The organism is Stenotrophomonas sp. 85239_Sma, from assembly GCF_056481725.1.
In genome coordinates this window covers 4289757-4314994 of record NZ_CM151163.1, presented here as the reverse complement: position 1 = coordinate 4314994, position 25238 = coordinate 4289757, and the positions used below count along the sequence as shown (strand labels likewise).

The 25238-nt window shown below is 67.4% G+C and carries 22 protein-coding genes and 1 pseudogene; 10 read left to right on the top strand and 13 right to left on the bottom strand.

Translation table 11 applies throughout. The features are described from left to right. The first annotated feature begins 111 nt into the window (after positions 1-111). A complete protein-coding gene (gene speA, locus ACYKG1_RS20050) occupies positions 112-2001 on the top strand; it encodes an arginine decarboxylase (RefSeq protein WP_100442105.1) in 1890 nt (629 codons plus the stop codon). A 43-nt stretch (positions 2002-2044) separates the two neighbouring features. Then, positions 2045-2365 (top strand): DUF6122 family protein, encoded by a 321-nt coding sequence (locus tag ACYKG1_RS20045; protein ID WP_478471188.1) that lies wholly within the window; start codon positions 2045-2047, stop codon positions 2363-2365. A gap of 88 nt (positions 2366-2453) precedes the next feature. Here the strand turns inward: ACYKG1_RS20045 and ACYKG1_RS20040 are convergent, their stop codons facing one another. From ACYKG1_RS20040 to ACYKG1_RS20030, 3 genes are read right to left on the bottom strand one after another with little or no spacing between them, the layout of a single operon-like run. After that, positions 2454-3773 carry a sensor histidine kinase gene (locus ACYKG1_RS20040; protein WP_478471187.1) on the bottom strand — a complete coding sequence of 440 codons (1320 nt, stop codon included), beginning with the start codon at positions 3771-3773 and terminating at the stop codon, positions 2454-2456. Then, complete coding sequence (locus ACYKG1_RS20035) at positions 3770-4429, bottom strand: response regulator transcription factor (protein WP_478471186.1); 660 nt, start codon at positions 4427-4429, stop codon at positions 3770-3772. The genes ACYKG1_RS20040 and ACYKG1_RS20035 overlap by 4 nt, the downstream gene beginning before the upstream one ends. Further along, positions 4429-4719 carry a PepSY domain-containing protein gene (locus ACYKG1_RS20030; protein ID WP_478471185.1) on the bottom strand — a complete coding sequence of 97 codons (291 nt, stop codon included), beginning with the start codon at positions 4717-4719 and terminating at the stop codon, positions 4429-4431. The genes ACYKG1_RS20035 and ACYKG1_RS20030 overlap by 1 nt, the downstream gene beginning before the upstream one ends. Before the next feature lie 150 nt (positions 4720-4869). Between ACYKG1_RS20030 and ACYKG1_RS20025 the strand changes: the two genes are divergently transcribed. Next, positions 4870-5304 carry a PepSY domain-containing protein gene (locus tag ACYKG1_RS20025; RefSeq protein WP_100474294.1) on the top strand — a complete coding sequence of 145 codons (435 nt, stop codon included), beginning with the start codon at positions 4870-4872 and terminating at the stop codon, positions 5302-5304. 114 nt (positions 5305-5418) lie between these two features. Here ACYKG1_RS20025 and ACYKG1_RS20020 read toward each other — a convergent pair whose 3' ends face one another. From ACYKG1_RS20020 to ACYKG1_RS20010, 3 genes are all read right to left on the bottom strand, one after another. Beyond that, complete coding sequence (locus ACYKG1_RS20020; protein WP_087923863.1) at positions 5419-5898, bottom strand: hypothetical protein; 480 nt, start codon at positions 5896-5898, stop codon at positions 5419-5421. A 126-nt stretch (positions 5899-6024) separates the two neighbouring features. After that, positions 6025-7233, bottom strand: a complete 1209-nt coding sequence (locus ACYKG1_RS20015; RefSeq protein WP_478471184.1) for an NAD(P)/FAD-dependent oxidoreductase — start codon at positions 7231-7233, stop codon at positions 6025-6027. 13 nt (positions 7234-7246) lie between these two features. Beyond that, entirely contained in the window at positions 7247-7741 is a 495-nt protein-coding gene (locus ACYKG1_RS20010) for a lipocalin family protein (protein ID WP_478471183.1), read from the bottom strand. A 182-nt stretch (positions 7742-7923) separates the two neighbouring features. Here ACYKG1_RS20010 and ACYKG1_RS20005 point away from each other — a divergent pair, with 182 nt between their 5' ends. Together ACYKG1_RS20005 and ACYKG1_RS20000 are read left to right on the top strand one after the other, a co-directional pair. Next, a complete protein-coding gene (locus ACYKG1_RS20005) occupies positions 7924-8172 on the top strand; it encodes a hypothetical protein (protein ID WP_005414723.1) in 249 nt (82 codons plus the stop codon). An 87-nt stretch (positions 8173-8259) separates the two neighbouring features. Continuing rightward, positions 8260-10689 carry a DUF3772 domain-containing protein gene (locus ACYKG1_RS20000; protein ID WP_100474282.1) on the top strand — a complete coding sequence of 810 codons (2430 nt, stop codon included), beginning with the start codon at positions 8260-8262 and terminating at the stop codon, positions 10687-10689. 529 nt (positions 10690-11218) lie between these two features. Here ACYKG1_RS20000 and ACYKG1_RS19995 read toward each other — a convergent pair. Further along, a complete protein-coding gene (locus tag ACYKG1_RS19995) occupies positions 11219-13324 on the bottom strand; it encodes a phosphoglycerol transferase I (protein WP_478471182.1) in 2106 nt (701 codons plus the stop codon). Between the two features lie 244 nt (positions 13325-13568). Then, positions 13569-15215 (bottom strand): annotated as a pseudogene (locus ACYKG1_RS19990) (ABC1 kinase family protein); the annotation flags it as partial. A gap of 209 nt (positions 15216-15424) precedes the next feature. Here ACYKG1_RS19990 and ACYKG1_RS19985 point away from each other — a divergent pair. Continuing rightward, positions 15425-16351, top strand: coding sequence for a DUF808 domain-containing protein (locus ACYKG1_RS19985; protein WP_100474273.1), 927 nt, complete (start codon positions 15425-15427; stop codon positions 16349-16351). A 22-nt stretch (positions 16352-16373) separates the two neighbouring features. Here ACYKG1_RS19985 and ACYKG1_RS19980 read toward each other — a convergent pair whose 3' ends face one another. Then, positions 16374-17912 (bottom strand): GGDEF domain-containing protein, encoded by a 1539-nt coding sequence (locus ACYKG1_RS19980; RefSeq protein WP_478471181.1) that lies wholly within the window; start codon positions 17910-17912, stop codon positions 16374-16376. A gap of 105 nt (positions 17913-18017) precedes the next feature. On the opposite strand from ACYKG1_RS19980, the gene ACYKG1_RS19975 reads away from it, so the two are divergent. From ACYKG1_RS19975 to ACYKG1_RS19965, 3 genes are all read left to right on the top strand, one after another. Continuing rightward, on the top strand, positions 18018-18653 hold the full coding sequence (locus tag ACYKG1_RS19975; RefSeq protein WP_478471180.1) for a Rossmann-fold NAD(P)-binding domain-containing protein: 636 nt from the start codon (positions 18018-18020) through the stop codon (positions 18651-18653). Next, positions 18653-19360: a helix-turn-helix transcriptional regulator gene (locus tag ACYKG1_RS19970; protein ID WP_478471179.1), complete on the top strand. Its 708-nt coding sequence runs from the start codon at positions 18653-18655 to the stop codon at positions 19358-19360. The genes ACYKG1_RS19975 and ACYKG1_RS19970 overlap by 1 nt, the downstream gene beginning before the upstream one ends. 213 nt (positions 19361-19573) lie before the next feature. Next, positions 19574-19960: a VOC family protein gene (locus ACYKG1_RS19965; protein WP_262083615.1), complete on the top strand. Its 387-nt coding sequence runs from the start codon at positions 19574-19576 to the stop codon at positions 19958-19960. A 111-nt stretch (positions 19961-20071) separates the two neighbouring features. Here the strand turns inward: ACYKG1_RS19965 and ACYKG1_RS19960 are convergent, their stop codons facing one another. From ACYKG1_RS19960 to pdhA, 4 genes are read right to left on the bottom strand one after another with little or no spacing between them, the layout of a single operon-like run. Further along, positions 20072-21460 (bottom strand): dihydrolipoamide acetyltransferase family protein, encoded by a 1389-nt coding sequence (locus ACYKG1_RS19960; protein WP_478471178.1) that lies wholly within the window; start codon positions 21458-21460, stop codon positions 20072-20074. After that, positions 21457-21810: an SH3 domain-containing protein gene (locus ACYKG1_RS19955; protein ID WP_005411349.1), complete on the bottom strand. Its 354-nt coding sequence runs from the start codon at positions 21808-21810 to the stop codon at positions 21457-21459. Before ACYKG1_RS19955 ends, ACYKG1_RS19960 begins: the two co-directional genes overlap by 4 nt. A 1-nt stretch (position 21811) precedes the next feature. Then, the gene (locus tag ACYKG1_RS19950) at positions 21812-22879 is read right to left on the bottom strand and encodes an alpha-ketoacid dehydrogenase subunit beta (protein ID WP_478471177.1); all 1068 of its coding nucleotides are present in this window, start codon (positions 22877-22879) and stop codon (positions 21812-21814) included. Then, entirely contained in the window at positions 22872-23954 is a 1083-nt protein-coding gene (pdhA, locus tag ACYKG1_RS19945) for a pyruvate dehydrogenase (acetyl-transferring) E1 component subunit alpha (protein ID WP_100474259.1), read from the bottom strand. The genes ACYKG1_RS19950 and pdhA overlap by 8 nt, the downstream gene beginning before the upstream one ends. A gap of 335 nt (positions 23955-24289) precedes the next feature. Between pdhA and ACYKG1_RS19940 the strand changes: the two genes are divergently transcribed. After that, a complete protein-coding gene (locus tag ACYKG1_RS19940) occupies positions 24290-25165 on the top strand; it encodes a tryptophan 2,3-dioxygenase (protein WP_262083614.1) in 876 nt (291 codons plus the stop codon). The last annotated feature ends 73 nt before the right edge of the window (positions 25166-25238 follow it).

Sequence of the window (25238 nt, the reverse complement as noted above, 5' to 3'; positions counted from 1 at the left end):
CGGCCCGTTCAGGTTGAAACCTGTCACGGGCGCGGGCGCGCATGATAACGAACCTGTGGGCATATAGGCGTTATCATGCCCCCCCTTTTATTGCCAACAAGGCCGACTGAAATGACCGATTGGTCCCTCGACCAAGCCCGCAAGACCTACTCGATCCCGCATTGGGCGGACGGTTACTTCGACGTGGATCAGGCCGGGCACATGGTGGTGAGACCGACCGGGGCGGACGGCCCGGTGGTGTCGCTGCCCAAGGTGGTCGACGCGGCCCGTGCGGCCGGCGCCAAGCTGCCGCTGCTGGTGCGCTTCCCGGACATCCTCGGCCAGCGCCTGGGCAAGCTGCAGGCAGCCTTCGGCCAGGCCCAGCAGGACTGGGAGTACAGCGGCGGCTACACCGCCGTGTACCCGATCAAGGTCAACCAGACCCGTGGCGTGGCCGGCACCCTGGCCAGCCACCACGGCGAGGGCTTCGGCCTGGAAGCGGGCAGCAAGCCCGAACTGATGGCCGTGCTGGCGCTGTCGCGCCCGGGTGGCCTGATCGTCTGCAACGGCTACAAGGACCGCGAGTACATCCGCCTGGCCCTGATCGGCCGCAAGCTGGGCCTGCAGACCTTCATCGTCATCGAGAAGCCGTCCGAGCTGAAGCTGGTGCTGGAAGAGTCCAAGGCGCTGGACGTGAAGCCGGGCCTGGGCGTGCGCATGCGCCTGGCCTCGCTGGGCGCCGGCAAGTGGCAGAACAGCGGTGGCGACAAGGCCAAGTTCGGCCTGTCGCCGCGCCAGCTGCTGGACCTGTGGAAGTCGCTGCGTGACACCGAGTACGCCGACTGCCTGAACCTGCTGCACTTCCACATGGGCTCGCAGATCTCCAACGTGCGCGACATCGCCAATGGCATGCGCGAAGCCACCCGCTACTTCGTGGAGCTGTCGCGCCTGGGCGCGAAGATCACCCACGTCGACGTGGGCGGTGGTCTGGGCGTGGACTATGAAGGCACCCGTTCGCGCAGCTTCTGCTCGATCAACTACGGCCTGCATTCCTATGCCAGCAACATCGTGCAGCCGCTGGCCAATGCCTGCGAAGAGTTCGGCCTGACCCCGCCGCGCATCGTGACCGAGTGCGGCCGCGCGATGACCGCGCACCACGCGGTGCTGATCGCCAATGTCTCGGAAGTGGAAGAAGCGCAGGAAGGCCGCGTGCCGGACCAGCACGACGACGAGCCGGCGGCGATCCGCCACCTGCGCGAGATCCACGACGAGCTGGACGTGCGCCCGGCGGTGGAGCTGTTCCAGGAAGCACAGCACTTCCACGCCGAAGGCCTGGCCAGCTATGCGCTGGGCCAGATCGACCTGCCGCAGCGTGCGCGCATCGACGATCTGTTCTACGCCATCGCCCACGGCGTGCGTGCGCGCCTGAGCTACGACGAGAAGAGCCACCGCCCGGTGCTGGACGAACTGAACGAGCGCCTGGTCGACAAGTACTTCGTCAACTTCAGCGTGTTCGAATCGATCCCGGACGTGTGGGCGATCGACCAGGTGTTCCCGATCGTGCCGATCGAGCGCCTGGACGAAACCCCGGACCGCCGCGGCATCATCGCCGACATGACCTGCGATTCGGACGGCATGGTGGAAACCTATGTCGAGAACGAGAGCTTGGACAGCTCGCTGCCGCTGCACCAGATGAAGCCGGGCGAGAGCTATCGCATCGGTTTCTTCATGGTGGGCGCCTACCAGGAAATCCTCGGCGACATCCACAACCTGTTCGGCGATACCGACGCAGTGGAAGTGCTGGCCGATGCCGATGGCTACGCCATCACCCAGCAGCGCCGTGGCGACACCACCGACGTGATGCTGGATTACGTGGGTTACCGCCTGGACGAGCTGCGTGCCACCTATGCGCAGCGCGTGGCCGAGGCACAGCTGTCGCCGGAACGTGCGCAGGAGCTGTCCGAAGCGCTGGAAGCCGGCCTGACCGGCTACACCTACCTGTCCGACGAACCGCTGGTGTGAGGTCAACGGGAACGCCGGGCATGGCCCGGCGCTACCGGCCCCGATGAGCGCGCGCGCGATCTTCCACCTGTTCCTGCATGCCGCCGTGCCAGCCCTGCTGGCATGGCTGTTCTGGCGCAAGCGCTTCGCCTCGGCGTGGCTGCTGATGCTGCTGGGCTGGATCATCGACCTGGACCACCTGCTGGCCGATCCGATCTATGCACCGAACCGCTGCAGCATCGGGTTCCATCCGCTGCACACCGCACCGGCCATCGCGGTCTATGCCGGGCTGTGCGTGCCGAAGAAGACGCGGCTGGTAGGCATCGGTCTGATCATCCATATCGTGCTGGACGCGATTGACTGCTGGTGGATACATCACCGTTGATGCTGGGTGCGTGTCGACCAAGGTCGACGCCTACCGGGGGCGCGTGAACCGGTAGCGCCGGGCCATGCCCTGCGAGCGCAGCGGTGCGTCACGCCACCGGCAACCACAACGTCGCACGCAGGCCCGGCTGCGCATTCTCCAGCGCCACGCGTCCGCCATAACTGGCGGCGATATCCCCGACGATCGCCAGGCCCAGGCCGCTGCTGCCCTCGCGCTCATCCAGCCGCACGCCACGCTGGGTGACCCGTTCCAGCGCGTCTGCAGCCAGCCCGGGGCCGTCGTCGCGCACTTCGATGCGCAACTGCGCTTCGCTGGTTTCCGCTTCGACAGTGACCTGCTGTTTCGCCCAGCGCCCGGCGTTGTCCAGCAGGTTGCCGAGCATCTCTTCCAGATCCGCACTGGCGCCGGCGAACTGCAACGCCGGATCGATATCCGCGGCCGTGAATGCAATGCCACGTTCACCATGCACGCGTGCCATCAGCCGGCACATTGCCTGTGCGACTACCGCCACATCGGTTCGCTGGCGATGGTCAGCGGCCAGCCCTGCGGCCAGGTAACGGTCGACGCTGGCCTGCATGCGCGCACTCTGCTCGCGCACGGTGGCACGCCAGTGCGTGCCGTCGCCGTCCGCCTCGGTGGCCAATACGCTCAGTGGGGTCTTCAGCGCATGCGCCAGATCCTGCGCGCTGGTACGCGCGCGCGCGACCATGCGTTGCTGGTGCTCCAGCAGCGCGTTGAGCTCCTCACCCAGCGGTGCGATTTCCGCACCCAGCGCCTGTGTGTCGATACGCTGCGCGTCGCCGCGCCGTACCCGTTCCAGCTGCGCACCGAGGCGATGCAGCGGGCGCAGGCCGAAGTGCACCTGGCTGGCCAGCACCGCCAGCCACGCCGCAACCAGTACGCCCAGGGCGATGGCGGTGCGCTTGCGGAATGCAGCGACATCCGCGTCCAGCGCGCTGCGGTCGGTGGCGACCACGGCCACGAACGGTTCGCTGGCGCGCGGCAGGCGCACCTGCTGCACGCGCGCGCGCAGGGATTGCTGCAGCGGCCCGGCCAGATTGCGCGTGGCCGGACCGGCGGCCGTGGCCGGCAGGGTTTCATCCCACAGCGAGCGTGACTGCAGCAGCACGTGCCCATCGGCACCGGCGATCTGCCAGTAGGCACCGGAGAACACGCGCTGGAAGCGTGCGTCATTGGGCTCCTGGCGCAGGCGCAGCTGCCCGTCCGCGTCCACTTCGGCCTGCGCCAGCAGGGTCAGCATGTCCTGCTGCAGTTCGTGGTCGAGGCGGTCACGCGCGCTGCGCTTGAACAGCTCGCCCAGCAGCGCGCTGGCCAGCAGCGAGACCAGCAGCAGGCCGACGCCGCCGGCCAGCAGCAGGCGCCGCCGCAGCGATGGTTGCCGTTTCATGGTGCGGTCAGCCGCCAGCCCTGGCCGCGCACGGTCTGGATCAGATCGGTGCCGAGCTTGCGGCGCACGCGTCCGAGCAGCACGTCCAGTGCGTTGGAATCCGGGTCATGGCCGCCGTCGAACACCTGTTCGCCCAAGCGATCGCGACCGATGACCTGGCCGCTGTGGTGGATGAAGTAGCTGAGCAGGCGGAACTCCTGCGGGCTCAGCGCCAGCGCCTGCCCATCCAGCTCGAAGCGGCCGGCGTTGACGTCCAGTTGCAGCGGGCCGCAGTGCAGGCGCGGGCTGGCGTGGCCATGGCTGCGGCGGATCAGTGCGCGCAGGCGCAGCACCAGTTCGTCGGCCTGGAAGGGTTTGGTGAGGTAATCGTCGGCACCGGCATCGAAGCCGGCCAGCTTGTCGTGCCAGCGCCCGCGTGCGGTCAGCACCAGCACCGGAAAGCTGCGGCCATTGCCGCGCCAGCGCTCGATCACGCTCAATCCGTCCAGCCCGGGCAGGCCCAGATCGACGATAGCCGCCTGCAGGTCCTCGATCTGGCCGATCTCCTCGGCGTCGCGACCGTCGGCAACCACGTGCACTACGTAACCCGCCTGTTCCAGCAGGGGCAGCAGGCGCTGTGCCAGCGCGGCATCGTCTTCGGCCAACAGGATGCGCATCAGTCGTCGAGCTCCGTCTTCAGCAGCTTTCCGCTGCGCGCCTCATAGTCCAGCTCCACCACCACGCCGTCGCCGCGCAGGATCTCCACTTCGTAGACGCCGTCGTCCAGCTCCACTTCCAGCAGCTGGCCGGGGAAGCGCTTGAGGGCATCGCGCACCACGCTTTCCAATGGCACGTAGTGGCCCTGTTGCACGGCGCGGCGCGCGACCTGCTGCGCCGGATCCTGTGCGGGCGCGGCGGTGGTCGGGGCGTTGGCCAGGGCCAGCAGCAGGGGCAGGGTGGAGAGCATCTGGGCGCAGGGAGGGCTGTAGGAACAGGTGTGAGTGTGCCGCTGGTGACTAACAGCTGGCTAACAGTGTCGGCTAAGGCGCTGTTAACCACGGGGCGCATTGTGGCGTTGCCGGGATGGTCCGGCCACGAACACGAACAGGAGAACCCCATGTTGAAGTCGCTCACCCTCGCCACCGTTGCCCTGCTGGCCATCGCGCCGGCCGTACAGGCCGCACCGCTTGGCATGGCCCAGGTCGAACAGGCCCTGCGCAAGGCCGGTTACACCCAGATCCACGAGATCGAACACGATGACGGCCTGTGGGAAGCCGATGTGAGCCGCGCCGACGGCCGCTTCAGTGAGGTCTACGTGGACCCGAAGACCGGCGAGATCTTCGATGAGCACAGCAAGCGCGCACTGTTGACCACCGAGCAGGTGCTGGCACGGGCGCAGGCGCATGGCCTGCGCGAGATCCATTCGCTGGAACGCGATGGTGCGACCTGGTCGCTGGAAGCCCGCAATGCCCGCAACCAGAAGGTGGAGGTGCGCCTGAGCGGTTATGACGGCCGTATCCTGCACAGCGAACGCGATGGCTGGCTGGATTGATTCGCGTGCCGGTAGGTGCCGGCCGCTGGCCGGCACAGAGCGCAGCGCTCGACACCCACCGGCACATGCAGCGGTAGTGGCCGATCCAGGTCGGCCCGTATCCCGCGTGCGGCGTTACCAGCCGTACGGCGGCGGGTAATCCCAGCCCGGGCCGCGGCCGTAGTAGCCGCCATACGGGCCGAAGAAGCCCGGGCCCTTGCCTTCACTCACGTGGATGTTGAGGTTGACCCCGTGGGTCTTGCCTTCATCGGTGGTGTAGTTCTTGCTCAGGTTCAGCGTGGCCGCGTTGTAGTGGCTGTTGCCACCGTTCTTCGAATAGCCGATGCCGGTGGTGAAGCTGCCGGACACCTTGACCTTGTCGTCGGTCACGTCGGCGATCCTGGCGTCGTCGTGCACGCGCGGGCCGCTCTTGTCACCGTAATAGGTACCGGGCGGGTCCTGCTGCAGGGCCGGGTCGTTGAGGTAGCGCATCGGCGCCTGCGGCAGCGTCAGGTCCAGGCCAGCGGCCTGCGGCGCAGTGGCGCCAGCGGCAGACTGGGCCAGCACGGTTCCCGGCAGGGCCAGGCACAGCAGCAGGGTCAGGGGGCGGATCATGACGGCGCTCCAGCGGACAGGTGGCCGCGCAACACGCGGCGGTACAGGCCGACGCTAGCAGGGGTTGCTTGAATGATGCCTGTCGGCGCCGGATTGGGGTAGAGCCGGGCCATTCCGGGGCGCGCGCTACAACCGGCCGAACCCGAACAGCCCTTCCAGCGCATGCCTGCGCCGCTCGATCCGGGCCCGCAGCAGCTGGGCGCCGATCATCGAGTAGGTGATGCCGTTGCCGCCGTAGGCCATGGCGAAGTGCACCCGCGGGCCCCACTGCGCGTGGGGGCCGAAGAACGGCAGGCCGTCGGCGGTTTCGGCGAAGGTGCCGGCCCAGGAGAAGGCGGGCACCGGGTCCAGCCGCGGGAACCAATGCAGCAGCTGCTTCATCAGCTTGTCGGCCTTCCGCTCTACGCGCCGGTCGCGGCGGGCCGGGATATCGATGGCGTCGTCCAGCCCGCCCACCAGCAGGCGACGGTCGCCGGTGGCGCGCAGGTACAGGTAGGGGCGTGCGCTTTCCCACACCATCGTGTTGCGCAGGCGGCCCAGCACGCCCGCATCGATCGGGTCGGTGATGAAGGCGTAGCTGCTGCGGTTGCGTGCGACCCGCTGCTGCAGCCAGGTCTGGTTTGCATAGCCCATCGCCAGCACGACATGGCGGGCGCGGATCGTGGTACCGGCCTCGGTAAGTGCGGTTACGCCGCGGGGGCTGGGCGTGAGCGTGTGCAGCACTGTGCGGTCGTGCACCTGGCCGCCGCGGCGGCGAACCCGTTTGAGCAGGCCGTAGGTGAGGCAGTAGGGATCGACCCGCGCCGCCTGGCGGGTGAGCAGGGCACCGCCCGCATCCACGTCGAAGCGCTCCTGCAGCGCCTCCGGGCCCAGCCAGCGGGCATCCAGGCCGATGCTGCGCCGCGCTTCGCCCTCCGCCATCAGCCGTGGCACGTCGCGGTGGCGGCTTGCCAGGTACAGGCTGTCCATCTGCCGGAAGTCCACATCCTTCAGCCCACGCGCGACTTCGCCCAATGCCGGGATCGCCTCGGCGCAGGCATGGTAGGCCAGAGAGGCAGCATCGTGGCCATAGCGCTGGGCCAGTTCCAGCAGATGGGTGTCGATCTCATACTGAAGCAGCGCGGTGCTCGCGGCCGTGCTGCCCCAGCCGATGTCGCGCTGCTCGATCACGGCCACGTCGTGCCCATGGTGGGACAGCTCGTCGGCGATCAGCGCACCGGTGATGCCGCCACCCACCACCAGCACGTCGCAGCGCAGGTCCTGCTGCAACGGCGGGAAGGCGTGGATCAGCCCGTTGCGCACCGCCCACCACGGGTAGCCACTCTTCAGGTCCATGGCCGTGTGCTGCTCAGGCGGTGGGATTGCCGGTGTGCGGGGTCTGGATCAGTTCGGACAGATCGAAGCCCTGCAGGCGGGCCGCCGCTAGATAATGGTCCTGCACGGTCGCGTCCAGGTGCGGCTCGCGCGCCAGCAGCCACAGGTACTTGCGATCCGGGCTGCCGACCAGCGACACACTGTAGTCCGGGGCGATCTGGATCACCCAGTAGTCGCCCTTGGCGAACGGCAGCCAGCGCAGGCCCTTGGGCAGGAAGCTCACTTCCAGGCGCGCGCTGTCGTTGTCGATGGCGCAGGCCTCGCCACTGGCCTCTTCGATCTCGCCGTCCATTCGGCAGCGGTTGGTGACGCCGACGTTGCCGTTGTCGAGCAGGGTGTAGTGCGCCGACACGTCGGTGCAGCCCTCCGGCTCGTGGCGCATCGGCAGGCGGGCGATCTCGTACCAGGTGCCCAGGTAGCGGGGCAGCTTGAGGTCGGTGACGGTCTTCAGCGGCGGGTGCTCGGTCATCGGCAGTCGTGGCAGGGGTGGGCCTCCACGATGCCGATGGCCTTGCCATGGGCGGGTGAAGCCGGGGCGATGGCCGTGTCCAGAACGTTCCGTCGCCCCGGCGGAGCGCCCGTTGTCACCGGCGTGGCGGTATCCTGCTGCCAGCGCCGTGTTTTCCTGATCCAACCGAGGTGGAGGTGCCGATGTACCAGGTGATCCTGTTGAAGAGTGAATCCGCGTTCGCGCGCGAACAGTGGCCGCAGGTCGATGACCTGGTCGACTACGAAGGGGTGAGTTACAGCCTGCGTGCCGGCCCGCGCCAGCCCTTGCCGACCGACCACGACTGGCACCCGGTGGCGGTGTATGCGCCCGATGAGATCACCGAGGAAGAGTTCCAGGACTGGTACGCGCTGCAGCAGCCGGCCGTGGAAGAGCTGCGCCTGAAGTACTGATGCGCGACGCTGCCGGGGCCGCCCATCCGCCCTTGACCGCCTCTGCCGTATAGTCGCGCGCAGGCGCGGTGGTCCGCGCGAACCGGTGTGGCTGGCGTGTCTTCTTTCCTGCAATCGATCCGTGCACGGGGCCCTTGGCTGGTCCTGCTGCTGTGCAGCGTCTTCCTGCTGTCCGCGCCGGTGCTGGCACAGGATGAGGACCCCACGCCCAAGCAGCAGCTGGCGGATATCGATGCGAAGCTGAAGGAGGTCGACCGCAAGCGGGGTGATGCGGCCGCCATCGAGACGCTGGCGATGCTGTCCGAGAATGCCTCGCAGGCACGGCGCGATGCCGAGGCGCTGGAAAAGGCGCTGCAGCCGCAGCTGGATCGACTCAACGAACAGCTGGCGCAGCTGGGCACGCCTGCCGAGGGCACCACCGAGCCGCCCGAACTGGCGGCACAACGGCGCACCATCAACAAGCAGCGCGACGGCCTGGCCGCGTCCGTAGCGCAGGCCAAGACCAGTGCCGTGCGTGCCCAGCAGCTGGCAGCCGACATCGACCAGCAGCGCACTGCGCAACGCGCCGAAGACATGGGGAAGAAGGTCGCCTCGCCGTTGTCTCCGGCACTGTGGAGCAAGGTTGCCGAACGCCTGCCGATCGATATCGCACGCGTCGCGCCGTTGGCCGAGCAGGGGCGCGATACGTTTGTCGCTGGCGTCCGGGCCAATGGCTGGGGCACACCGTTGCTGGGCCTGGTGGCCGCGCTGGTGATGATGTTCCCGCTGCGGCTGTGGCTGCGCAGGCTGGGCCGGCGCTTTGCGGAGTCCGAGCGCGCGCCGGACGGTCGCCTGCGCCGTTCCGGCCTGGCCATGTGGCTGCTGCTGGTGGGCACGCTGCTGCCGGGCTATGCGGTGGTGGTGTTCATTGCCTCGCTCAACGCCGTCGATGCGATCGCCCCGCGCCTGCAGAACGTGGCCGACGGCGTGCAGCAGGCGACCTTCGCCGCTGCGTTCATCGCCGCGCTCAGCGCCTGCCTGCTGGTGCCCAATCGCCCGTCGTGGCGGTTGTTGAACCTGGATGACACCGCCGCGCTGAAGCTGCGCAAATATGCGTGGGGCGCCGCAGCGCTGGCCTGGTTGAGTACGGTGCTGGTCGCCCTCGATCAGGCCACGCGCACCAGCGATGTGACCACCGTGGCGCTGGACGGAGTGATCGCGCTGACCTACCTGGGTCTGATCATGGCGATGCTGGTGACGCTGGCGCGCCTGCACCGACGGCAGACCGCCGAGGCCGAGGCCAAGCTGGAGGCACAGGCCGACGGGCTGACGGCGAGCACGCCGGTGCGGCGCAGCAGCTGGCTGGTGCTGGCGCGCGTGGCGGGCAACATCGCGGTGGTGGCTGCGATCATCGCCACCCTGCTGGGCTACGTGAATTTCGCCAAGTTCGTGAACCAGCAGCTGATCGGCGGCAGCATTGTGGTGATGGCCGCGATGCTGTTGTTCAAGTTCGTCGATGACTTCAGCACGTGGCTGCTAAACGCGGACAGCAAGGTCGGCCAGACCATCCTGCTCAGCACTGGCCTGAGCGTGTCGAGGCTGGAGCAGGCGGGTGTTCTGCTGTCTGCGATGTTGCGTACGCTGGTGGTGCTGGTCGCGCTGCTGGCCCTGGCCGCACCGTTCGGCAACGTCGGCACGATCGTCGAACGCGTCGCCTCGCTGGCCAACGGCATCGAGATCAACAAGGACCTGACGCTACAGCCCGGCCGTATCGTCACCGGCGTGCTGGTGCTGCTGGTGGGCATGGGGCTGACCCAGCTGTTGCAGCGCTGGCTGACCGACACCTATCTGCCCAAGACCGAGCTGGATCTCGGCGCCCGCAATTCGATCAGCACGATTGCCGGCTACGTCGGCATCATCCTGGTGGGGTTGTGGGCGCTGACCGCGATGGGCCTGAACCTGAAGAACCTTGCGCTGCTGGTCAGCGCGTTGTCAGTGGGTATCGGTTTCGGCCTGCAGGCGATCATCCAGAACTTCGTATCGGGCCTGATCCTGCTGGCCGAGCGTCCGGTGAAGATCGGCGACTGGGTGAAGCTGGGTGACCAGGAAGGCGACATCCGCCGCATCAACGTGCGTTCGACCGAGATCCAGGTCGGCGACAAGTCGACCCTGATCGTGCCCAACTCCGAGCTGATCACCAAGACCATCCGCAACATGACGATGGGCAACAACCAGGGCCGCATCCAGATCCAGTTCGCGGTACCGCCCAGCACCGATGTCGGCAACCTGCGCCAGGCGCTGCTGGATGCGTACACCGCGCACACCAACGTGCTGCAGCAGCCGGCGCCAACGGTCTACATCGACAGCATTGCCGGCGGGCAGATCACCATCAACAGTTTCGCGTACGTGGCCAGCCCGCGGCAGGTGTACGGAACCCGCAGCGATCTGTACTTCAGCCTGTTGAAGATCCTGGCGGAGCGGAACATCCCGCTGTCGACCCCGACCGACATCCACATCACCCGCGATCCGCAGGAGTAGGGGTTTCTCTGCAGGGCTGCGCCCTGCACCCGCTACGAGCCGGAGCAACAGCAAAAGCAACGGCAACGGCAACAGCGAGCATTCCGTGGTTTGGCGGGGCGGTGTGGGTTGTCAGGACACGCCGTAAACCCGTCCATGGGGGCTCGATGGCGCCATCCATGGCGCCAACGGTCCTGCCAACCCACACCGCCCCACCTCTGACAGATTCCTGCGGCTGTCGGTAGGTGCCGACCTTGGTCGACACGTCTGTCAGATAGCGAAATCAATCTGGGGTCAGATCCGTTTTCCTCCGGAAAACGGATCTGACCCCAATAGTATTTCCGACAGATCGTGGAAAACTGTCGAAGGCGGGGTGGGTCCGGTTGCGGGAGTGTCCGCGGCATGGATGCCGCGGCCAAGCCCCCATGGATGGGTTTACGGCGTCTCCCGCAACCGGACCCACCCCGCCATCCCACGGAATGCCCGCTGTTGCCGTTGCTGTTGCTTCGGCCGTTGCTTCGGCGGTTGCAGGGCGCAGCCCTGCAAAACCCTACCCCTGCGGTCGGCTGCGCGACGGCACCAGTGCGAACGTGTCCACCGCCAGCTTCTCGGCGTGGTTCAACCACGCGCGGATCTCCAGATCATCCACTTCGTGGTCCAGCCCGAACGACACGTTGATCTTGCCGTTGGCATCGGGCTGCACCCACTGCTGAGCCAGCACCACCTTGCGCTGCGAGGACACCGCCTCGATCCAGAAACCACGATCCGGGCGCGTGCTTGCCACCAGCTGCAGCATGTACTGGCCGGCACGGGTGCGGCGGCCCTTCTGGGTGATCATGTGCGCCTGGCGCACGCTCGGGCGCGGGCCCTGGAACGCATCCAGCGGTGCGTCCACCGCAATGCCGCCGCGCAGGTCGTTGTCGCGGTACAGCTTGATGCCGTTGTCGCGGTTGACCAGCAGGGCGCACCAGTCGCCGTCGGCCGAGCCATCCTCGAATGCGGTGCAGCGGTCGACGTAGGCCAGGGTGTTGTCCGGGTTGGCATCATCGAACTGGCGCGAGGTGTTCTCCAGGTACACCGACTTCAACCCCCAGTCCTTGTCGTACTCCAGCAGTACCGGCGGCTGCACGTGCTGCAGGCCGACCACCACCTGGTCATCGCCATCGATCTTCAGTTCTCGGGTCGGTTCGCCCAGCCACAGCGACCGCGCGAAGGCGAGGTATTGCGGATAGTCACGACCGCCATCGCGCTGGGTGGCTGCGCTCGCGCTCGGCGCGCGCTGGCTGTCGATCAGCGAACGGCCAAAGCCCATCGTCTTCAGGTTCGGGTCCAGCAGGCTGAGCAGGGTCGCACCCGAATCCAGGGTAGTGCCGGCGTCGGCGCTGAGCTGCTGCGGGGCAATGCCATCGCCCAGGAACAGCAGCAGGTTCTCGCGCTTCTGCCGGGTCAGGATGTGGGTCAGATCGTTGGGCATCGCCAGGTGGTCAGAGGCGATCACGATCAGCGTGTCCTTGCCGTACGGGCTGGCCTGGATGCGCTGCACAAGCTGCGAGATCAGCCGGTCGCTGCACTTGAGCGCGTTGAGCATGCTGATGTTGCCGTACTGGCTCTGGTAGCGCTCGCCCTTGCACGACACCGGCAGGTGGCCCGCTGGATGGTGGGTGTCCATGGTCAGCGTGGTCAGCATGAACGGTGAGCCTGCACGCGAGAGCTGTTCGAAGCGCTGGTAGGCAGTGTCCAGCAGCACGTCGTCGTGCACGCCCCAGGCCGAGTAGTGGATGCGGCCGATCTTCTTCTGCTGCTTGAACCACGCCAGGTCATGCACTTCGTCGAAGCCGTGGCTGGCCAGGAACTGGCCCTTGCCGGCGAACTGGCCGTTGGCGCCACCCAGGTAATGGTTGGTGTAGCCCTGCTGCTTCAGGTAGTCGCCCAGGCACACGGCCTTGGGCAGGAAGCTGCCCATGCGATCCATGCTGTTCTCGTCGCCCTGCGAGGTGGTCAGCGGCACGCCGCACATTGACGACACCAGGCCGGCGATGGTCCAGCCGCTGCCCTCGGCCGAGCCCAGCCCACGCACGTCCAGCGACTGGTTGGCGAGGCGATTGAGGTTGGGCATCAGGCCCGGGAACACGCTTTCATCCAGGTAGGTGCGTTCCAGGCTTTCGCCGTAGATCCAGACGATGTTGCGCGGGCGCTGCAGCGGCTGCGTGGGCACCTGGTACTCGGGGGCGATGCGTGCGAAGTCGACGGGGCGCAATTGCTGGTACAGGCGTTGGCCGTCGCGGGCCAGCGGGCTGATGATGATCGTGGCCACCCATACTGCAGCGAAGCCGGCGAACCAGGCGCCGCCGTGGCCGGGCCGGCGCCAGCGCTTCACCCGTGTGGCGAACAGCGGCAGCAGCGAGACCAGCGCCAGCACGATGAAGCCGGCGATGTAGCCCTTGAAATCGGAAACCCCGGCGCCTTCCATGTCGGCGCCCAGGTGGTACAGGGTGGCGGCATTGAGCCCATCACCGGACAGCTTGTCGATCAACCACCACGTGCTGAGCATGAGCAGCAGCAGCGAGAACGCACCGGCCTTCCACCACACCCACCTGCCGGACGCGAGGAACAACCAGCACAACAGCAACAACGACAGCAGCAGTATCCAGAGCATAGGCAGCTTCGGCAGTGACGGGGTGGTGGTGATGGACGTCGTACCGACGCGTGTCCATCCGACCGGCGCTGCCACAAGCACATGCACATGACAGGCCGATGACCCGATAGTGCATGCACGAACCTGACTGAAATGTTTGTTGGAATGACGAGCGCGCAATCGCGCTCAGAAGGTAAAACGAGCGTGAAAGGCTTCGTTGGATTGCATTAAAAACCGCATGAATACGGGCGTTTTGTTCGATGCATTAGCGATGACCGCGCTCTTCGCGTGCCCGCGCGCGACGGTCGAACAGCAATGCACTGGTCACGATACCCAGGCCGAGCACCACGCCAATGAACAACAGGATCAGGGCGATGAGCGGGTAGCCAAACAGGTGCCAGCCGGTGTCGATCTTCATCATCATCGCAGCGGCCATGATCAATGCCGCGCTGATGATGCCGGCCGCCACGCGGTTGGCGATCTTCTGCAGGTTCTCCATCAATCGCGACTCTTCCAGCCCGGTCACCTTCATCTGCAGGCGGTTCTCGGCCAGCAGCGCCATGATGTCCGACAGCTTGCGCGGCCCATCGCGCAGCAGCTGCTGCAGCTCCATCGCCTCGCTGGCGATGTTGGCTGCCGACAGCGATTTCTTCAGGCGCGCACGCATCACATGCTGCAGCTGGCGCTCGACGATGCGGCGCGTGTCCAGTTCTGGCGCCAGCAGCCGGCAGACGGTTTCCAGGTTGAGCAGGGCCTTGCCCAGCAGGCTCAGTTCCGGCGGCGTGCGCAGGCCGCAGGCGGTGGCGATGCGCACCATGTCCAGCACCACGCGGCCTTCGGAGAAACTGCCGCTGGCGGCGTAGCGCGCGATCAGCTGGCCGGTCTCACGCAGGTAGCGCTCTTCGTCGAAGGCCTCCAGCCGCGTGCTGATGCTGATCAGGTCGTCGGCCACTTCTTCGCCGCGGCCATCGACGGCAGCGAACAGGATCTTCAGCAGCCGCTCGCGCAGGCGCGGCGGCATGTGCGCGACCATGCCCAGGTCGAAGATGGCCAGCCGGCCATCGGGCATCACCCGCAGGTTGCCGGGGTGCGGGTCGGCATGGATCTCGCCATGCACGAAGATCTGGTCCAGGTAGCCGCGGATCAGCGCCGCCGCCAGCGGGTCCATCGACTGCTCGGTACGGCGCACATCGGGAATCGCATCCACGCGCACGCCGGTGGCCAGTTCCATGGTCAGCACGCGTTGGCTGCTGAAATCCCACAGCGGCTGCGGAATCCACAGGCGGCGGAACGGCTTGAGATGGCGGCCGAAGCGGGCTAGGTTCTCGGCCTCGGCGTGGTAGTCCAGCTCCTGCATCAGGGTCTTGGCGAACTCGTTGAGCCAGTCGCGCAGGCGCACGCGGCGGCCTACCTGGGTCAGGTGGTCGGCGGCCAGCGCGAAGCTGCGCAGTGCCTCCAGGTCCGAACGCAGCTGCGCGGCGACCTCGGGCTTCTGCACCTTCACCGCCACCTGGCGGCCATCGTGCAGCACCGCGCGATGCACCTGCGCGATCGAGGCGCAGCCCAGCGGCTCAGGATCGAATGCGGCGAACAGCTTGTTCACCGGCGCGCCCAGTTCCTGCTCGACGATGGCGTGGATGCGCTCGACCGGAATCTCGGCCACTTTCTCCTGCATGCGCTCCAGCGCTGTAGCGAACTCCACCGGCACCATGTCCGGGCGGGTGGACAGCATCTGGCCCAGTTTGACGAAGGTCGGGCCCAGGGCTTCCAGGTCGCTGACGAACTGCTCCGGGTTGCCGTCGGCGGGTACGTCGGCCTGGTGGCTGGCGGCGTCCAGGTTCATGCCCGAGAACACGCCCGAATGGCGGTAGCGCATCAGCAGGCGCAGGATCTGGCTGCGCCGGTTCATGCCTTTGACCAGCGGAGGATTGCCATTGGCGGTGGGCGGATTGCTCAAGCGGAACTCCTTGCAGACGACGGCCGGTAGCGCCGGGCCATGCCCGGCGGAACGGGATCACGCCCCAGTCTGGCCGGGGCGGGGTCGTCACGTGGTGAACCCGATATCTTCCGCAGTCCACGCCGGATCGGTCAGAATCCGCTCATTCCCTCTCTGGACTTCCCATGGCCGGTGCCAGCCTGTTTGCCCTGCTCGACGATATCGCCTCCCTGCTCGACGACGTCTCGGTGCTGACCAAGGTCGCGGCGAAGAAAACCGCCGGCGTGCTGGGCGACGACCTGGCGCTGAACGCGCAGCAGGTCACCGGGGTCAATGCCAACCGCGAGCTGCCGGTGGTATGGGCGGTGGCCAAGGGCTCGCTGGTGAACAAGGTGATCCTGGTGCCGGCCGCCCTGGCGATCAGCGCCTTGGAGGCGTGGCTGCACAGCCGCGGCTGGAATGTGCCGCTGATCGTGCCATTGATGATGATCGGTGGCGCCTTCCTGTGCTTTGAAGGCGTGGAGAAGCTGGCGCATCGCTTCCTGCACTCGGCCGAGGATGACGCCGAGCATCAGGCCGAGCGGCGCAAGGCGCTGGCTGATGCCGAGGTGGATATGGTGGCGTGGGAGAAGGACAAGGTGAAGGGCGCGATCCGCACCGACTTCATCCTCTCGGCCGAGATCATCGTGCTGACCCTGGGCGTGGTCGCCACCGCGCCGTTTACCAACCAGGTGGTCACGCTGGCCGTGGTTGCACTGGCGATGACGGTCTTCGTCTATGGGCTGGTTGCGGGCATCGTGAAGCTTGATGACGCCGGCCTGTATCTCTCGCGCAAGGGTGGGGCTGTGGCCGCCTTTGGCCGCGGCCTGGTGGCCTCGGCGCCGTGGCTGATGAAGTTCCTGTCGGTGGCCGGCACCATCGCCATGTTCCTGGTCGGCGGCGGCATCCTTGTGCACAACGTGCCGGCGCTGCACCACGCGGTGCAGGCGCTGGGCGGCGATGGCCAATGGGGCTGGCTGGTCAATGCGGTGGGCAACATGGTGGTCGGCATCATCGCCGGTGCCATCGTGTTGGCGGCAGTGACCGGCTTCCAGAAGCTGCGCGGGAAGTAATCCCGTAGACCCCATTCCGCGATCAACCCGCCTGCACCCGGTTCTTGCCCTGCCGCTTGGCCGCATACAGCGCGTCATCCGCGCGGCGCAGCAGGGTCTCGGTATCGTCGCCGGGCTGCCATTGCGCCAGCCCGGCACTGAAATGCACGGGCACGCGGCGGTCCTGCACGGTCAGCACCCGGTGCGCCAGCGAGCGCTGCAGGCGCTGCACGGTGGCCATGCTGTCGGCACCCTGGGTCTCTGGCAGCACCAGCACGAACTCGTCGCCACCCAGCCGCGCGATGCCATCGGTGGCGCGCAGCAGCAGCTTGCACACAGCCACCAGGTGCTGCAGCAGTGCATCGCCGCCGGCATGGCCATGTGCATCGTTGGTCTGGTGGAAATCATCCAGATCGATCACCGCCACGCCCAACGGTGAGTTGTTGCGAGCGGCGCGCGCCAGTTCGCGTTGCAGCAGTTCGTCCAGGCCACGGCGGTTCAGTGCCTGGGTCAGCGGATCGATGCGTGCCAGGTCACCGGCGGCGCGCAGTTCCTGCTCCAGCTCGGCAATGCGCTGTTCGGCGCGTTCCACTTCCTGGCGTGCGTTGGCCAGGTGATCGCGCGCCTGCGCGGCCTGCTGCTGCACCTTGCCGGTGTCGCGCATCACGTCCTGCAGCAGCTGGTTGAGGTCGGCGATGCTGCGTGCCTCGCGCAGCTGCAACGCGTAGCTGCCGATGCGGTCGTGGTATTCGCCGGTGCTGGTGGCCATGCCATCCATGCGCTCGATGAACTCGCCCATCAACCCGCGCATCGCCGCCTTCGAATCGTCGATGCCCTGGCGCAGCAGGCCCTGCTTGTAGATCACCTCGCGCAGCTCGGCACGGGTACGTTCAACCGCTTCGGCTTCCAGCGGTCCGTCCAGCAGATGGCGCACTGCGGCAATCTGGCCCTGCAGCCAGCTGCGGTCGTCCAGCAGCTCGCTGACGTTCTCCAGCAGCAGTGCGAACAGCTCCAGCAGCAGCGCCTGCTGCTCCTGCCAGCTCTCGGCGCGCACGCCGACCTGGTGGCCGAGTTCGCGCACGCCCTGTTCGATCGGTTCCAGTGCCGTGCCCGGCTGCCACTGCCGCAGCTGCATGGCCAGTGCCTGTGCCTGTTCGCGCAGATCGGGGTCGTGCTGCAGCAGGGCCACCACCGCGCCGCCCAGCAACAGCCGCAGCTGTTCGGACAGGCGCAGGCTGTCGGGCTGTCCGTCGGGCGAATGCTGCTCGATGGTGCGGATGTACTTGTCGATCAGCTGCCGCATGGCCCGGCCATAGCGCGGCCAATCGGCACTGGCCTGCGCCGATTGCAGGCGATCGCCCATGTCGCCCAGTTCGCCGGGCAGGGTGGCCATGCCGTTGGCGAACGCCGCCAGCAGCGGCTCCGGCGCGTCGGCACCGGCGAACAGCTGCTGCAGGGCCACGCCGCCACCCCCCTGCAGCACCACGCGGTCACCCAGTCCATCGTCCACCACCGCGCGCACGCGTGCCGGCGGCCCAAGGGCGGTACCGGGGGCAGGGCGGTGGTCGGGCTGGTCCGTCATGGAGCGAATCCTGGGGCTGGCAGGGACTGGTTCCAGCATATCGGCGCGGCCGCCGACGGCTTGAACGGCTAGGATGGGCGACAGGATGCCGCAGTGGAGGTGGTGATGCGCGTGATGTTGCTGGGGGCAACCGGCCTGGTCGGCGGGCTGACCCTGCGCAGGCTGCTGGATGACCCGCGCTGCAGCGCCGTGGTCGCTCCCACCCGCCGCCCGCTGGGCGTGACCCACGGGACGCTGAAGAACCCGGTGCTGGCCTTCGATGCGCTGCCCGCCGCGCCTGGGTGGGCGCGCGTGGATGCGGTCATCTGCGCGCTGGGCAGCACCATCGCCCAGGCCGGCAGCCGCGAGGCCTTCCATCGCATCGACCATGATTACCCGTTGGCGTTCGCCCGCCTGGCACAGGCACAGGGTGCGCAGACCTATGTGCTGAATTCCGCGGCCGGCGCCAACCCGCAGTCGTCGATCTTCTACAGCCGGGTGAAGGGCGAGCTGGAGCGTGACCTGCGTGCGCTGGGCTTCGCTTCGCTGACGCTGGTACGCCCGGGGTTGATCGGTGGCGAGCGCAACGAGGTGCGTCGCGGCGAGCGCCTGGCACTGACGGTGTTGGGTGCACTGGGGCCGGTGTTGCCACGGGCGTGGCGGATCAATCCGGCCAGCGAGATCGCCAAGACACTGGTCGAGGCCGCGCTCGCTCCGCAACCGGGCGAGCACGTGGTGGCATCCAGCGAACTGGTCGGTTGATGTCGCGTGCGCTGCGCCTGACCCAGCTGCTGCAGCTGCTGCGCCGCCATCGGCGGCCGGTCGCGGGGCAGATGCTGGCCGAAGCGCTGGGCATCAGCCTGCGAACGCTGTACCGCGATATCGAGACGCTACGCGAGCAGGGCGCCGACCTGCGCGGCGAGGCCGGGGTCGGCTACCAGCTGGCGCCGAGCGATACCTTGCCTCCCATGACCCTGCCACCGGCCGAGATCGACGCACTGGTGTTGGGCCTGCGCTGGGTCGCGGCACGCACAGAGCCGGCGCTGGCCGAGGCCGCACGAGACGCCTTGGCGCGCATCGCGCATGTATTGCCTGCCGCGCGTCGCGAAGCCTTGCGTGACAGCGGCCTGCGCGTTGGCCCTTCGCGTGCGGCGACCAAGGTTCCCGCTGCGCGCCTGCAGGCTGTGCGTGAGGCCGTGGGTTCACAGCAGCGCCTGAAGTTCGGCTACGAGGATGCGCAGGGCCAGCGCAGCGAGCGAATCGTCTGGCCGTTCGCGCTGGGCTACTTCGACGAAGTGCCGATGCTGGCGGCGTGGTGTGAGCGCCGCGAGGACTTTCGCCATTTCCGCCTGGACCGCATCCGCCAGGTGCGCGTGCTGGAGGATCACTACCTCGTGCCCCGCGCCACCCTGCTGCGGCGCTGGCAGAAGGCGCAGGGCATCGCGCCGGACTGGTTGGACCGTTCGTAGCGTCGAGCCTGCACGACTGCTTCCGCGCTTCACTTCCTGCTTCTGGTAGGGGTCGAGCTTGCTCGGCCGCCTTTGATCTTCGCGAACAGCAGTCGAGCAAGCTCGACATCTACCAGAGCAACCGCAACGGCAGTCGAGCAAGCTCGACGCTACTGACAGAATCTGTCAGCAGGGCCGCACCACCATGAACGCTCCCAACAATGGAGCTTCCCCATGTTCACCCCCAGCACCCTGCTGCAGTACGTGCGCGACGTCGCCGCCAGCGCCACGTTCTACAGCGGCATTCTCGGCAAGCCACCGGTCGAGCAGTCGCCCGGCTTTGCCCTGTTCCTGCTCGGCGATGGTGCCGCACTGGGCCTTTGGCAGCGCGACGACGTGCAGCCGCCGGTATCCGCGCAGGCCGGTGCCGCCGAACTGGCGATGGTGGTCGCCAGCCCGGAGGCCGTGCAGCAGATGCACGATGCGTGGCACGCACTCGGCGTGCAGATCCTGCAGGTACCCGTGACATTGGAATTCGGCCACACCTTCGTCGGGGCAGATCCTGATGGCCACCGCCTGCGTGTGTACAGCCGCGCCGAGGGCATGGTGGCGCGCGATTGATCGCCCGCATTGTGTAGATCCACGCGATGCGTGGGTGCGAGAAAAAGAACGCCGGGCATTGCCCGGCGTCCTTTCCAAGTCATGTGCCAACCAAGGTTGGCACCCACCTGATCAGCTGGCCAGCGCCAGGTCGTCCATCATCGCGCGCAGGAAGCGGGCGGCTTCACCGCCGGTAGCCGCGCGGTGATCGAAGGTGACCGACAACGGGATCACCTTGTGCGCTTCCACGCCGCCCATCACCGGGGTCATCTGGTGGCGGGCACGGCCGGCACCGACGATGGCCACGCACGGCGGCACCACGACCGGGGTCGCGTAACGGCCGGCGAACATGCCGAAGTTGGACAGCGAGATGGTGTAGCCGCTCAGTTCCGAGGCGGCGATCGAACGCGATTCCACCTGCTCGCGCAGGCGGTTGACGCCTTCGCGGATGCCGCGTGCATCGAGCATGTCGGCGTTGCGCAGGGCCGGCACGAACAGGCCATCGTCGGTGTCCACGGCGATGCCGATGTCCACCTGCGCGTGCAGGGTGCGGGTCAGCGCTTCACCGTCGAACCAGGCGTTCATCGCCGGCACCTTCTGCGCGGCAACCACGATCGAACGCACCAGGCGCGCGGTGACGTCGTTGCCCGGCAGCCAGGCGTGGATGTCAGCGTCGTCATTCAGCGTGGTCGGCACGACCTTGCTGTGTGCGTCGGCCATCACACGGGCCATGTTGCGGCGCACGCCCTTCAGCGGTTCCGGCTGGCCCTTGGCGACCACGCCCGGCGGCTGGGTACGCATCGGCTTGCCGGCGGCCGACAGCGGGGTGCGCGCTTCGCTCTGCACCGGAGCGGACACCTGCGCCGGGGCCGGCGCGGCATAGGCGGCGGCAGCGGCCGGAGCCGGAGCTGCACCGATCTTTGCGCTGCCATCAGCGGCCGCCTGCTTGACGTCGGCCATAGTGACCGCGCCATCGGTGCCAGTGGCAGGCACGCGGCTCAGGTCGACGCCCAGCTTGCGCGCCATCGCACGCACGGCCGGGACGGCCTTGACGCCACCGACGGCCAGCGCCTGTTCGGCATGCACGGTGTTGGAGCTCTGCATCGCGCCGACCACGGTACCGGCGTCATCACGCTCGGCGGCGGCGGGCTTGGCAGCTTCAGCGGCCACCGGTGCGGCAGCAGCGGGAAGCGGCGGCGGCGTCGGTGCAGCGGCAGGTGCGGCGTGGCCATGGCTGTGGCCGGTGTCCTGGCCATCGGCGCGCTGCGGCAGGTTCGGGTCCAGTTCGAAGCTGGCCAGCACCGAACCGGTCGGGATGATGTCGCCGGCAGCGCCGGACAGCTTCAGCACCTTGCCGGAGAACGGCGAGGGCACTTCCACCACGGCCTTGGCGGTCTCCATCGACACCAGCGGCTCGTCCAGCTTGATCACATCGCCTTCCTTGACGAACCACTCGACGATGGTCGCGTCCGGCAGGCCTTCGCCCAGGTCGGGCAGGTTGAAGTTCTTGGTCTGGCTCATTTGCAGTTCTCTTCCAGCAGTTCCAGTTCGCGGGCCGGCAGCCAACCCGTCGCGCCATTGGCGCGCTCGGACCACCACCACCCACCGTGTTCGTGATGAAGCTTCACCATCTCGCCGCTTTCCACATCCAGCTCGCGGGCGTCGTAGTCGCACAGGGCTTCGGCGCGACCCTCGTCCAGCAGTTGCAACCAGGCGATGGGCGCCCATCCAGCGCGCCCATCGTTGGTGCGTACCCAGGCAAACGCCGGCCATTCCTCGTCACGGACACCTACTTCGACGATCTGGCCGGTGTGGAACCGGAGCGGGTTGGGATACTGGCTGCGGTAAGCCCCCAGAAGGCGGGCCCGCATGTCAGCCGGCCGCCACCGCGCGCTTGGCCGCAGCCACGATCCGCTCAACGCTCGGCAGGTACTTCATTTCCAGGCGGAACAGCGGAATGTGGGTGTCGTAGCCAGTGACGCGCTCGACCGGGGCCAGCAGGTCGTAGATCGATTCCTCGGCCAGGCGCGCGGCGATTTCGGCGCCGAAGCCCGCGGTCTTCGGGGCTTCCTGCACGATCACGCAGCGGCCGGTCTTGGCCACCGATTCGGCGATGGTGGCGAAGTCCAGCGGACGCAGCGTGGCCACGTCGATGACTTCGGCGCTGATGCCTTCGCCGGCCAGCTTGTCGGCCGCTTCCAGCGCTTCCTTCACCTGCGCGCCCCAGGTCACCAGGGTCACGTCGGTGCCGTCGCGCAGCACGAAGCAGACGTCCAGCGGCAAGGCTTCGCCGTCGTTGACGACTACTTCCTTGTACTGGCGGTAGATGCGCTTGGGCTCCATGTAGATCACCGGATCCGGTTCGCGGATGGCGGCCAGCAGCAGGCCGTAGGCGCGCTGCGGCGACGACGGCAGTACCACGCGCAGGCCCGGCACGTTGGTGAAGATCGCCTCGTTGGCTTCGCTGTGGTGTTCCGGCGCGCGGATGCCACCGCCCCACGGCACGCGCAGCACCATCGGGCAGTGCAGGCGGCCACGCGTGCGGTAACGCAGGCGTGCGGCATGGCAGACGATATGGTCGACCATCGGGTACATGAAACCGTCGAACTGGGCTTCGGCCACCGGCTTCATGCCCTGTGCCGCCAGGCCGATGGTCAGGCCGGCGATGGTGGTTTCATCCAGCGGGGTGTCGAGGATGCGCTCGGAGCCGAAGCGCTGCTGCAGGCCGGCGGTGGCGCGGAACACGCCGCCGTTGACGCCCACGTCCTCGCCCAGCACCAGCACCGACGGGTCGTGCTCCAGCTCCCAGGCCAGTGCCTGGGTGATGGCTTCGATCAGGGTGATGGGGGTGGTGGTCATGCTCTGTTCTCCGCGCGCGACGGCAGCGCTGTCGGCGGCGTTGGTGTGCGCGCCGGGCGCGCCGTTCATGATCTCATCCATGGCGCTGCTCCAGGGCGATCGCCTGGGCACGCTGGGCCAGCAGGTCCGGCGGCGGATCGGCATACAGGAAGTCGAACATCGCCTCGACCGGCTGCACCGGCGTGTTGAGGTACAGGTTCACTTCCTCGTCCACGCGCGTGCCGCACTCGGCGGTCCAGGCGGCTTCTTCTTCCTCGCTCCACACGCCGGCGTTGATTAGGTACTTGCGCAGGCGCAGCATCGGCTCGCGCTGCCACGCATCCTTCACTTCGGCGTCGTCGCGGTAGCGGCGCGCGTCATCGGCGGTGGTGTGGTCGGACAGGCGGTAGGTCATCAGTTCCAGCACGGTGCCGCCATCGCCGGCCAGCGCACGTTCGCGCGCCTGCTCCATTGCCGCCAGTACTGCGATCAGGTCGTTGCCGTCCACCTGCAGGCAGTGCAGGCCACCAGCCAGGCCCTTCTGCGCCAGCGTTTCGGCACCGGTCTGGGCCGAACGCGGGACCGAGATGGCCCAGCCGTTGTTGACGATGCACAGGATCAGCGGCAGCTTGTAGGCGCCGGCCGAATTCAGTGCCGCGTAGAAGTCGGTCTTCGAGCTGCCGCCGTCGCCGCACACGGCCACCGCGATCTGCGGTTCCTTGTTGAGCTTGAACTTCAGCGCCGCGCCTGCGGCATGCAGGCACTGGGTGGAAATCGGCACGCAGAACGGGAAGTCCTTGGCCGCGTTGCCGCCGTAGTCATTGCCGCGCTCGTCGCCGCCCCAGTACATCAGCACGTCGTGCGGGCGCACGCCACGCATGAACATCGCGCCATACTCGCGGTACGAGGGCGCGAACACGTCGTCCTTCTGCATCGCAGCGCCGATACCCACGTGCGCGGCTTCATGCCCCAGGCAGGCGGCGTAGGTGCCGAGCTTGCCGGTGCGCTGCAGCGCGATGGATTTGCTGTCGAACGTACGTACGAACAGCATCTGCTTGAACAGCGGCACCAGGACCTTGGGGTCGCGCAGCGACGCCGGCAGGTCATCGCGGACGAGCTTGCCGTCCGCGTCCAGGTACTGCAGGTATTCGATCTTGAATTCAGCGGCAACCGTCATTGCGTACTGCACCTTCGACAGAGAAGTTACAAATGATATGAATCGCCATGTTAAGGAACGCGTACGGAATAGCCTTCCTGCGCCGCAACACGGCGATTCCCCGTTTTACCCCTGCCGGCGGGTGGGGGGCCAATAACAACAACGTATTCAGTCGTTGCTGCAAAGCATCAGAATACGCCTCTGGCTGACCGCCAGTACAACGGCGCGGACGGTTCCACGCGCAGGCCCGGCATCGGCCGATGCTCCACGGCCAACCGCACGCCCCGGTATGGACCCGGCGGCTGCCAGCGCGGCGGCAACGCGCTACCCTTGCCGCCCCCGATCTGGTCCCGCCCATGTCCGTCGACAACAACCAACGCGATCTCGAAGCCGGCATCCACACCGACCTGCAGGGACGCCTGACCTACGGCGGCTACCTGCGTCTGGACCAGCTGCTCAGCGCGCAGCAGCCGCTGTCCAGCCCGCCGCACCACGACGAGATGCTCTTCATCATCCAGCACCAGACATCTGAGCTGTGGTTGAAGCTGCTCGGCCACGAACTGCGCGCGGCGATCGGCTTCCTGCAGCGCGATGAAGTCTGGCAGTGCCGCAAGGTACTGGCGCGCAGCAAGCAGGTGCTGCGCCAGCTCACCGAGCAGTGGTCGGTGCTGGAAACGCTGACCCCGTCCGAATACATGGGTTTCCGCGACGTGCTGGGCCCGTCTTCGGGCTTCCAGTCGCTGCAGTACCGCTACATCGAGTTCCTGCTGGGCAACAAGAATGCGCAGATGCTGCAGGTGTTCGAGCACGACCCGGCCGGGCAGGCGCAGCTGCGCACCGTGCTGGAAGCGCCCAGCCTGTACGAGGAATTCCTGAAGTACCTGGCCCGCTTCGGCCATGCCGTGCCGGCGGTGTACGAATCCCACGACTGGACCCAGCCGCATGTGGCCGACGACGCACTGCAGCCGGTGTTCGAGCGCATCTACCAGGACACCGACCGCTACTGGCGCGAGTATTCGCTGTGCGAGGACCTGGTCGACCTGGAGACCGCCTTCCAGCTGTGGCGATTCCGACACATGCGCACGGTGATGCGCGTGATCGGCTTCAAGCGCGGCACCGGCGGCTCGTCCGGCGTCGGCTTCCTGGCCAAGGCGCTGGAGCTGACCTTCTTCCCCGAACTGTTCCAGGTGCGCACCAGCCTGCAGGCGGCGCCCCCGGCAGAACGGGGCTGACCCCCATTCAGCTTGGACCCCGGCCATTGGCTGGATCGTTTCAGATGCAAGTTCAGCGAGCAGGCTGGCACCT

What these genes read in the sequence shown, in the direction of transcription:
- ACYKG1_RS20035 (WP_478471186.1), bottom strand. Translation starts at nt 4,429, where the DNA reads ATGCGCATCCTGTTGGCCGAAGACGATGCCGCGCTGGCACAGCGCCTG.
- ACYKG1_RS20020 (WP_087923863.1), bottom strand. Translation starts at nt 5,898, where the DNA reads ATGATCCGCCCCCTGACCCTGCTGCTGTGCCTGGCCCTGCCGGGAACC.
- ACYKG1_RS19970 (WP_478471179.1), top strand. Translation starts at nt 18,653, where the DNA reads ATGTCGCGTGCGCTGCGCCTGACCCAGCTGCTGCAGCTGCTGCGCCGC.
- ACYKG1_RS19950 (WP_478471177.1), bottom strand. Translation starts at nt 22,879, where the DNA reads ATGGATGAGATCATGAACGGCGCGCCCGGCGCGCACACCAACGCCGCC.
- ACYKG1_RS20030 (WP_478471185.1), bottom strand. Translation starts at nt 4,719, where the DNA reads ATGCTCTCCACCCTGCCCCTGCTGCTGGCCCTGGCCAACGCCCCGACC.
- ACYKG1_RS19985 (WP_100474273.1), top strand. Translation starts at nt 15,425, where the DNA reads ATGGCCGGTGCCAGCCTGTTTGCCCTGCTCGACGATATCGCCTCCCTG.
- pdhA (WP_100474259.1), bottom strand. Translation starts at nt 23,954, where the DNA reads ATGACGGTTGCCGCTGAATTCAAGATCGAATACCTGCAGTACCTGGAC.
- ACYKG1_RS20010 (WP_478471183.1), bottom strand. Translation starts at nt 7,741, where the DNA reads ATGACCGAGCACCCGCCGCTGAAGACCGTCACCGACCTCAAGCTGCCC.
- ACYKG1_RS19980 (WP_478471181.1), bottom strand. Translation starts at nt 17,912, where the DNA reads ATGACGGACCAGCCCGACCACCGCCCTGCCCCCGGTACCGCCCTTGGG.
- ACYKG1_RS19960 (WP_478471178.1), bottom strand. Translation starts at nt 21,460, where the DNA reads ATGAGCCAGACCAAGAACTTCAACCTGCCCGACCTGGGCGAAGGCCTG.
- ACYKG1_RS19975 (WP_478471180.1), top strand. Translation starts at nt 18,018, where the DNA reads ATGCGCGTGATGTTGCTGGGGGCAACCGGCCTGGTCGGCGGGCTGACC.
- ACYKG1_RS20040 (WP_478471187.1), bottom strand. Translation starts at nt 3,773, where the DNA reads ATGAAACGGCAACCATCGCTGCGGCGGCGCCTGCTGCTGGCCGGCGGC.
- ACYKG1_RS20015 (WP_478471184.1), bottom strand. Translation starts at nt 7,233, where the DNA reads ATGGACCTGAAGAGTGGCTACCCGTGGTGGGCGGTGCGCAACGGGCTG.
- ACYKG1_RS19940 (WP_262083614.1), top strand. Translation starts at nt 24,290, where the DNA reads ATGTCCGTCGACAACAACCAACGCGATCTCGAAGCCGGCATCCACACC.
- ACYKG1_RS20005 (WP_005414723.1), top strand. Translation starts at nt 7,924, where the DNA reads ATGTACCAGGTGATCCTGTTGAAGAGTGAATCCGCGTTCGCGCGCGAA.
- ACYKG1_RS19955 (WP_005411349.1), bottom strand. Translation starts at nt 21,810, where the DNA reads ATGCGGGCCCGCCTTCTGGGGGCTTACCGCAGCCAGTATCCCAACCCG.
- ACYKG1_RS19965 (WP_262083615.1), top strand. Translation starts at nt 19,574, where the DNA reads ATGTTCACCCCCAGCACCCTGCTGCAGTACGTGCGCGACGTCGCCGCC.
- ACYKG1_RS19995 (WP_478471182.1), bottom strand. Translation starts at nt 13,324, where the DNA reads ATGCTCTGGATACTGCTGCTGTCGTTGTTGCTGTTGTGCTGGTTGTTC.
- ACYKG1_RS20045 (WP_478471188.1), top strand. Translation starts at nt 2,045, where the DNA reads ATGAGCGCGCGCGCGATCTTCCACCTGTTCCTGCATGCCGCCGTGCCA.
- ACYKG1_RS20025 (WP_100474294.1), top strand. Translation starts at nt 4,870, where the DNA reads ATGTTGAAGTCGCTCACCCTCGCCACCGTTGCCCTGCTGGCCATCGCG.
- speA (WP_100442105.1), top strand. Translation starts at nt 112, where the DNA reads ATGACCGATTGGTCCCTCGACCAAGCCCGCAAGACCTACTCGATCCCG.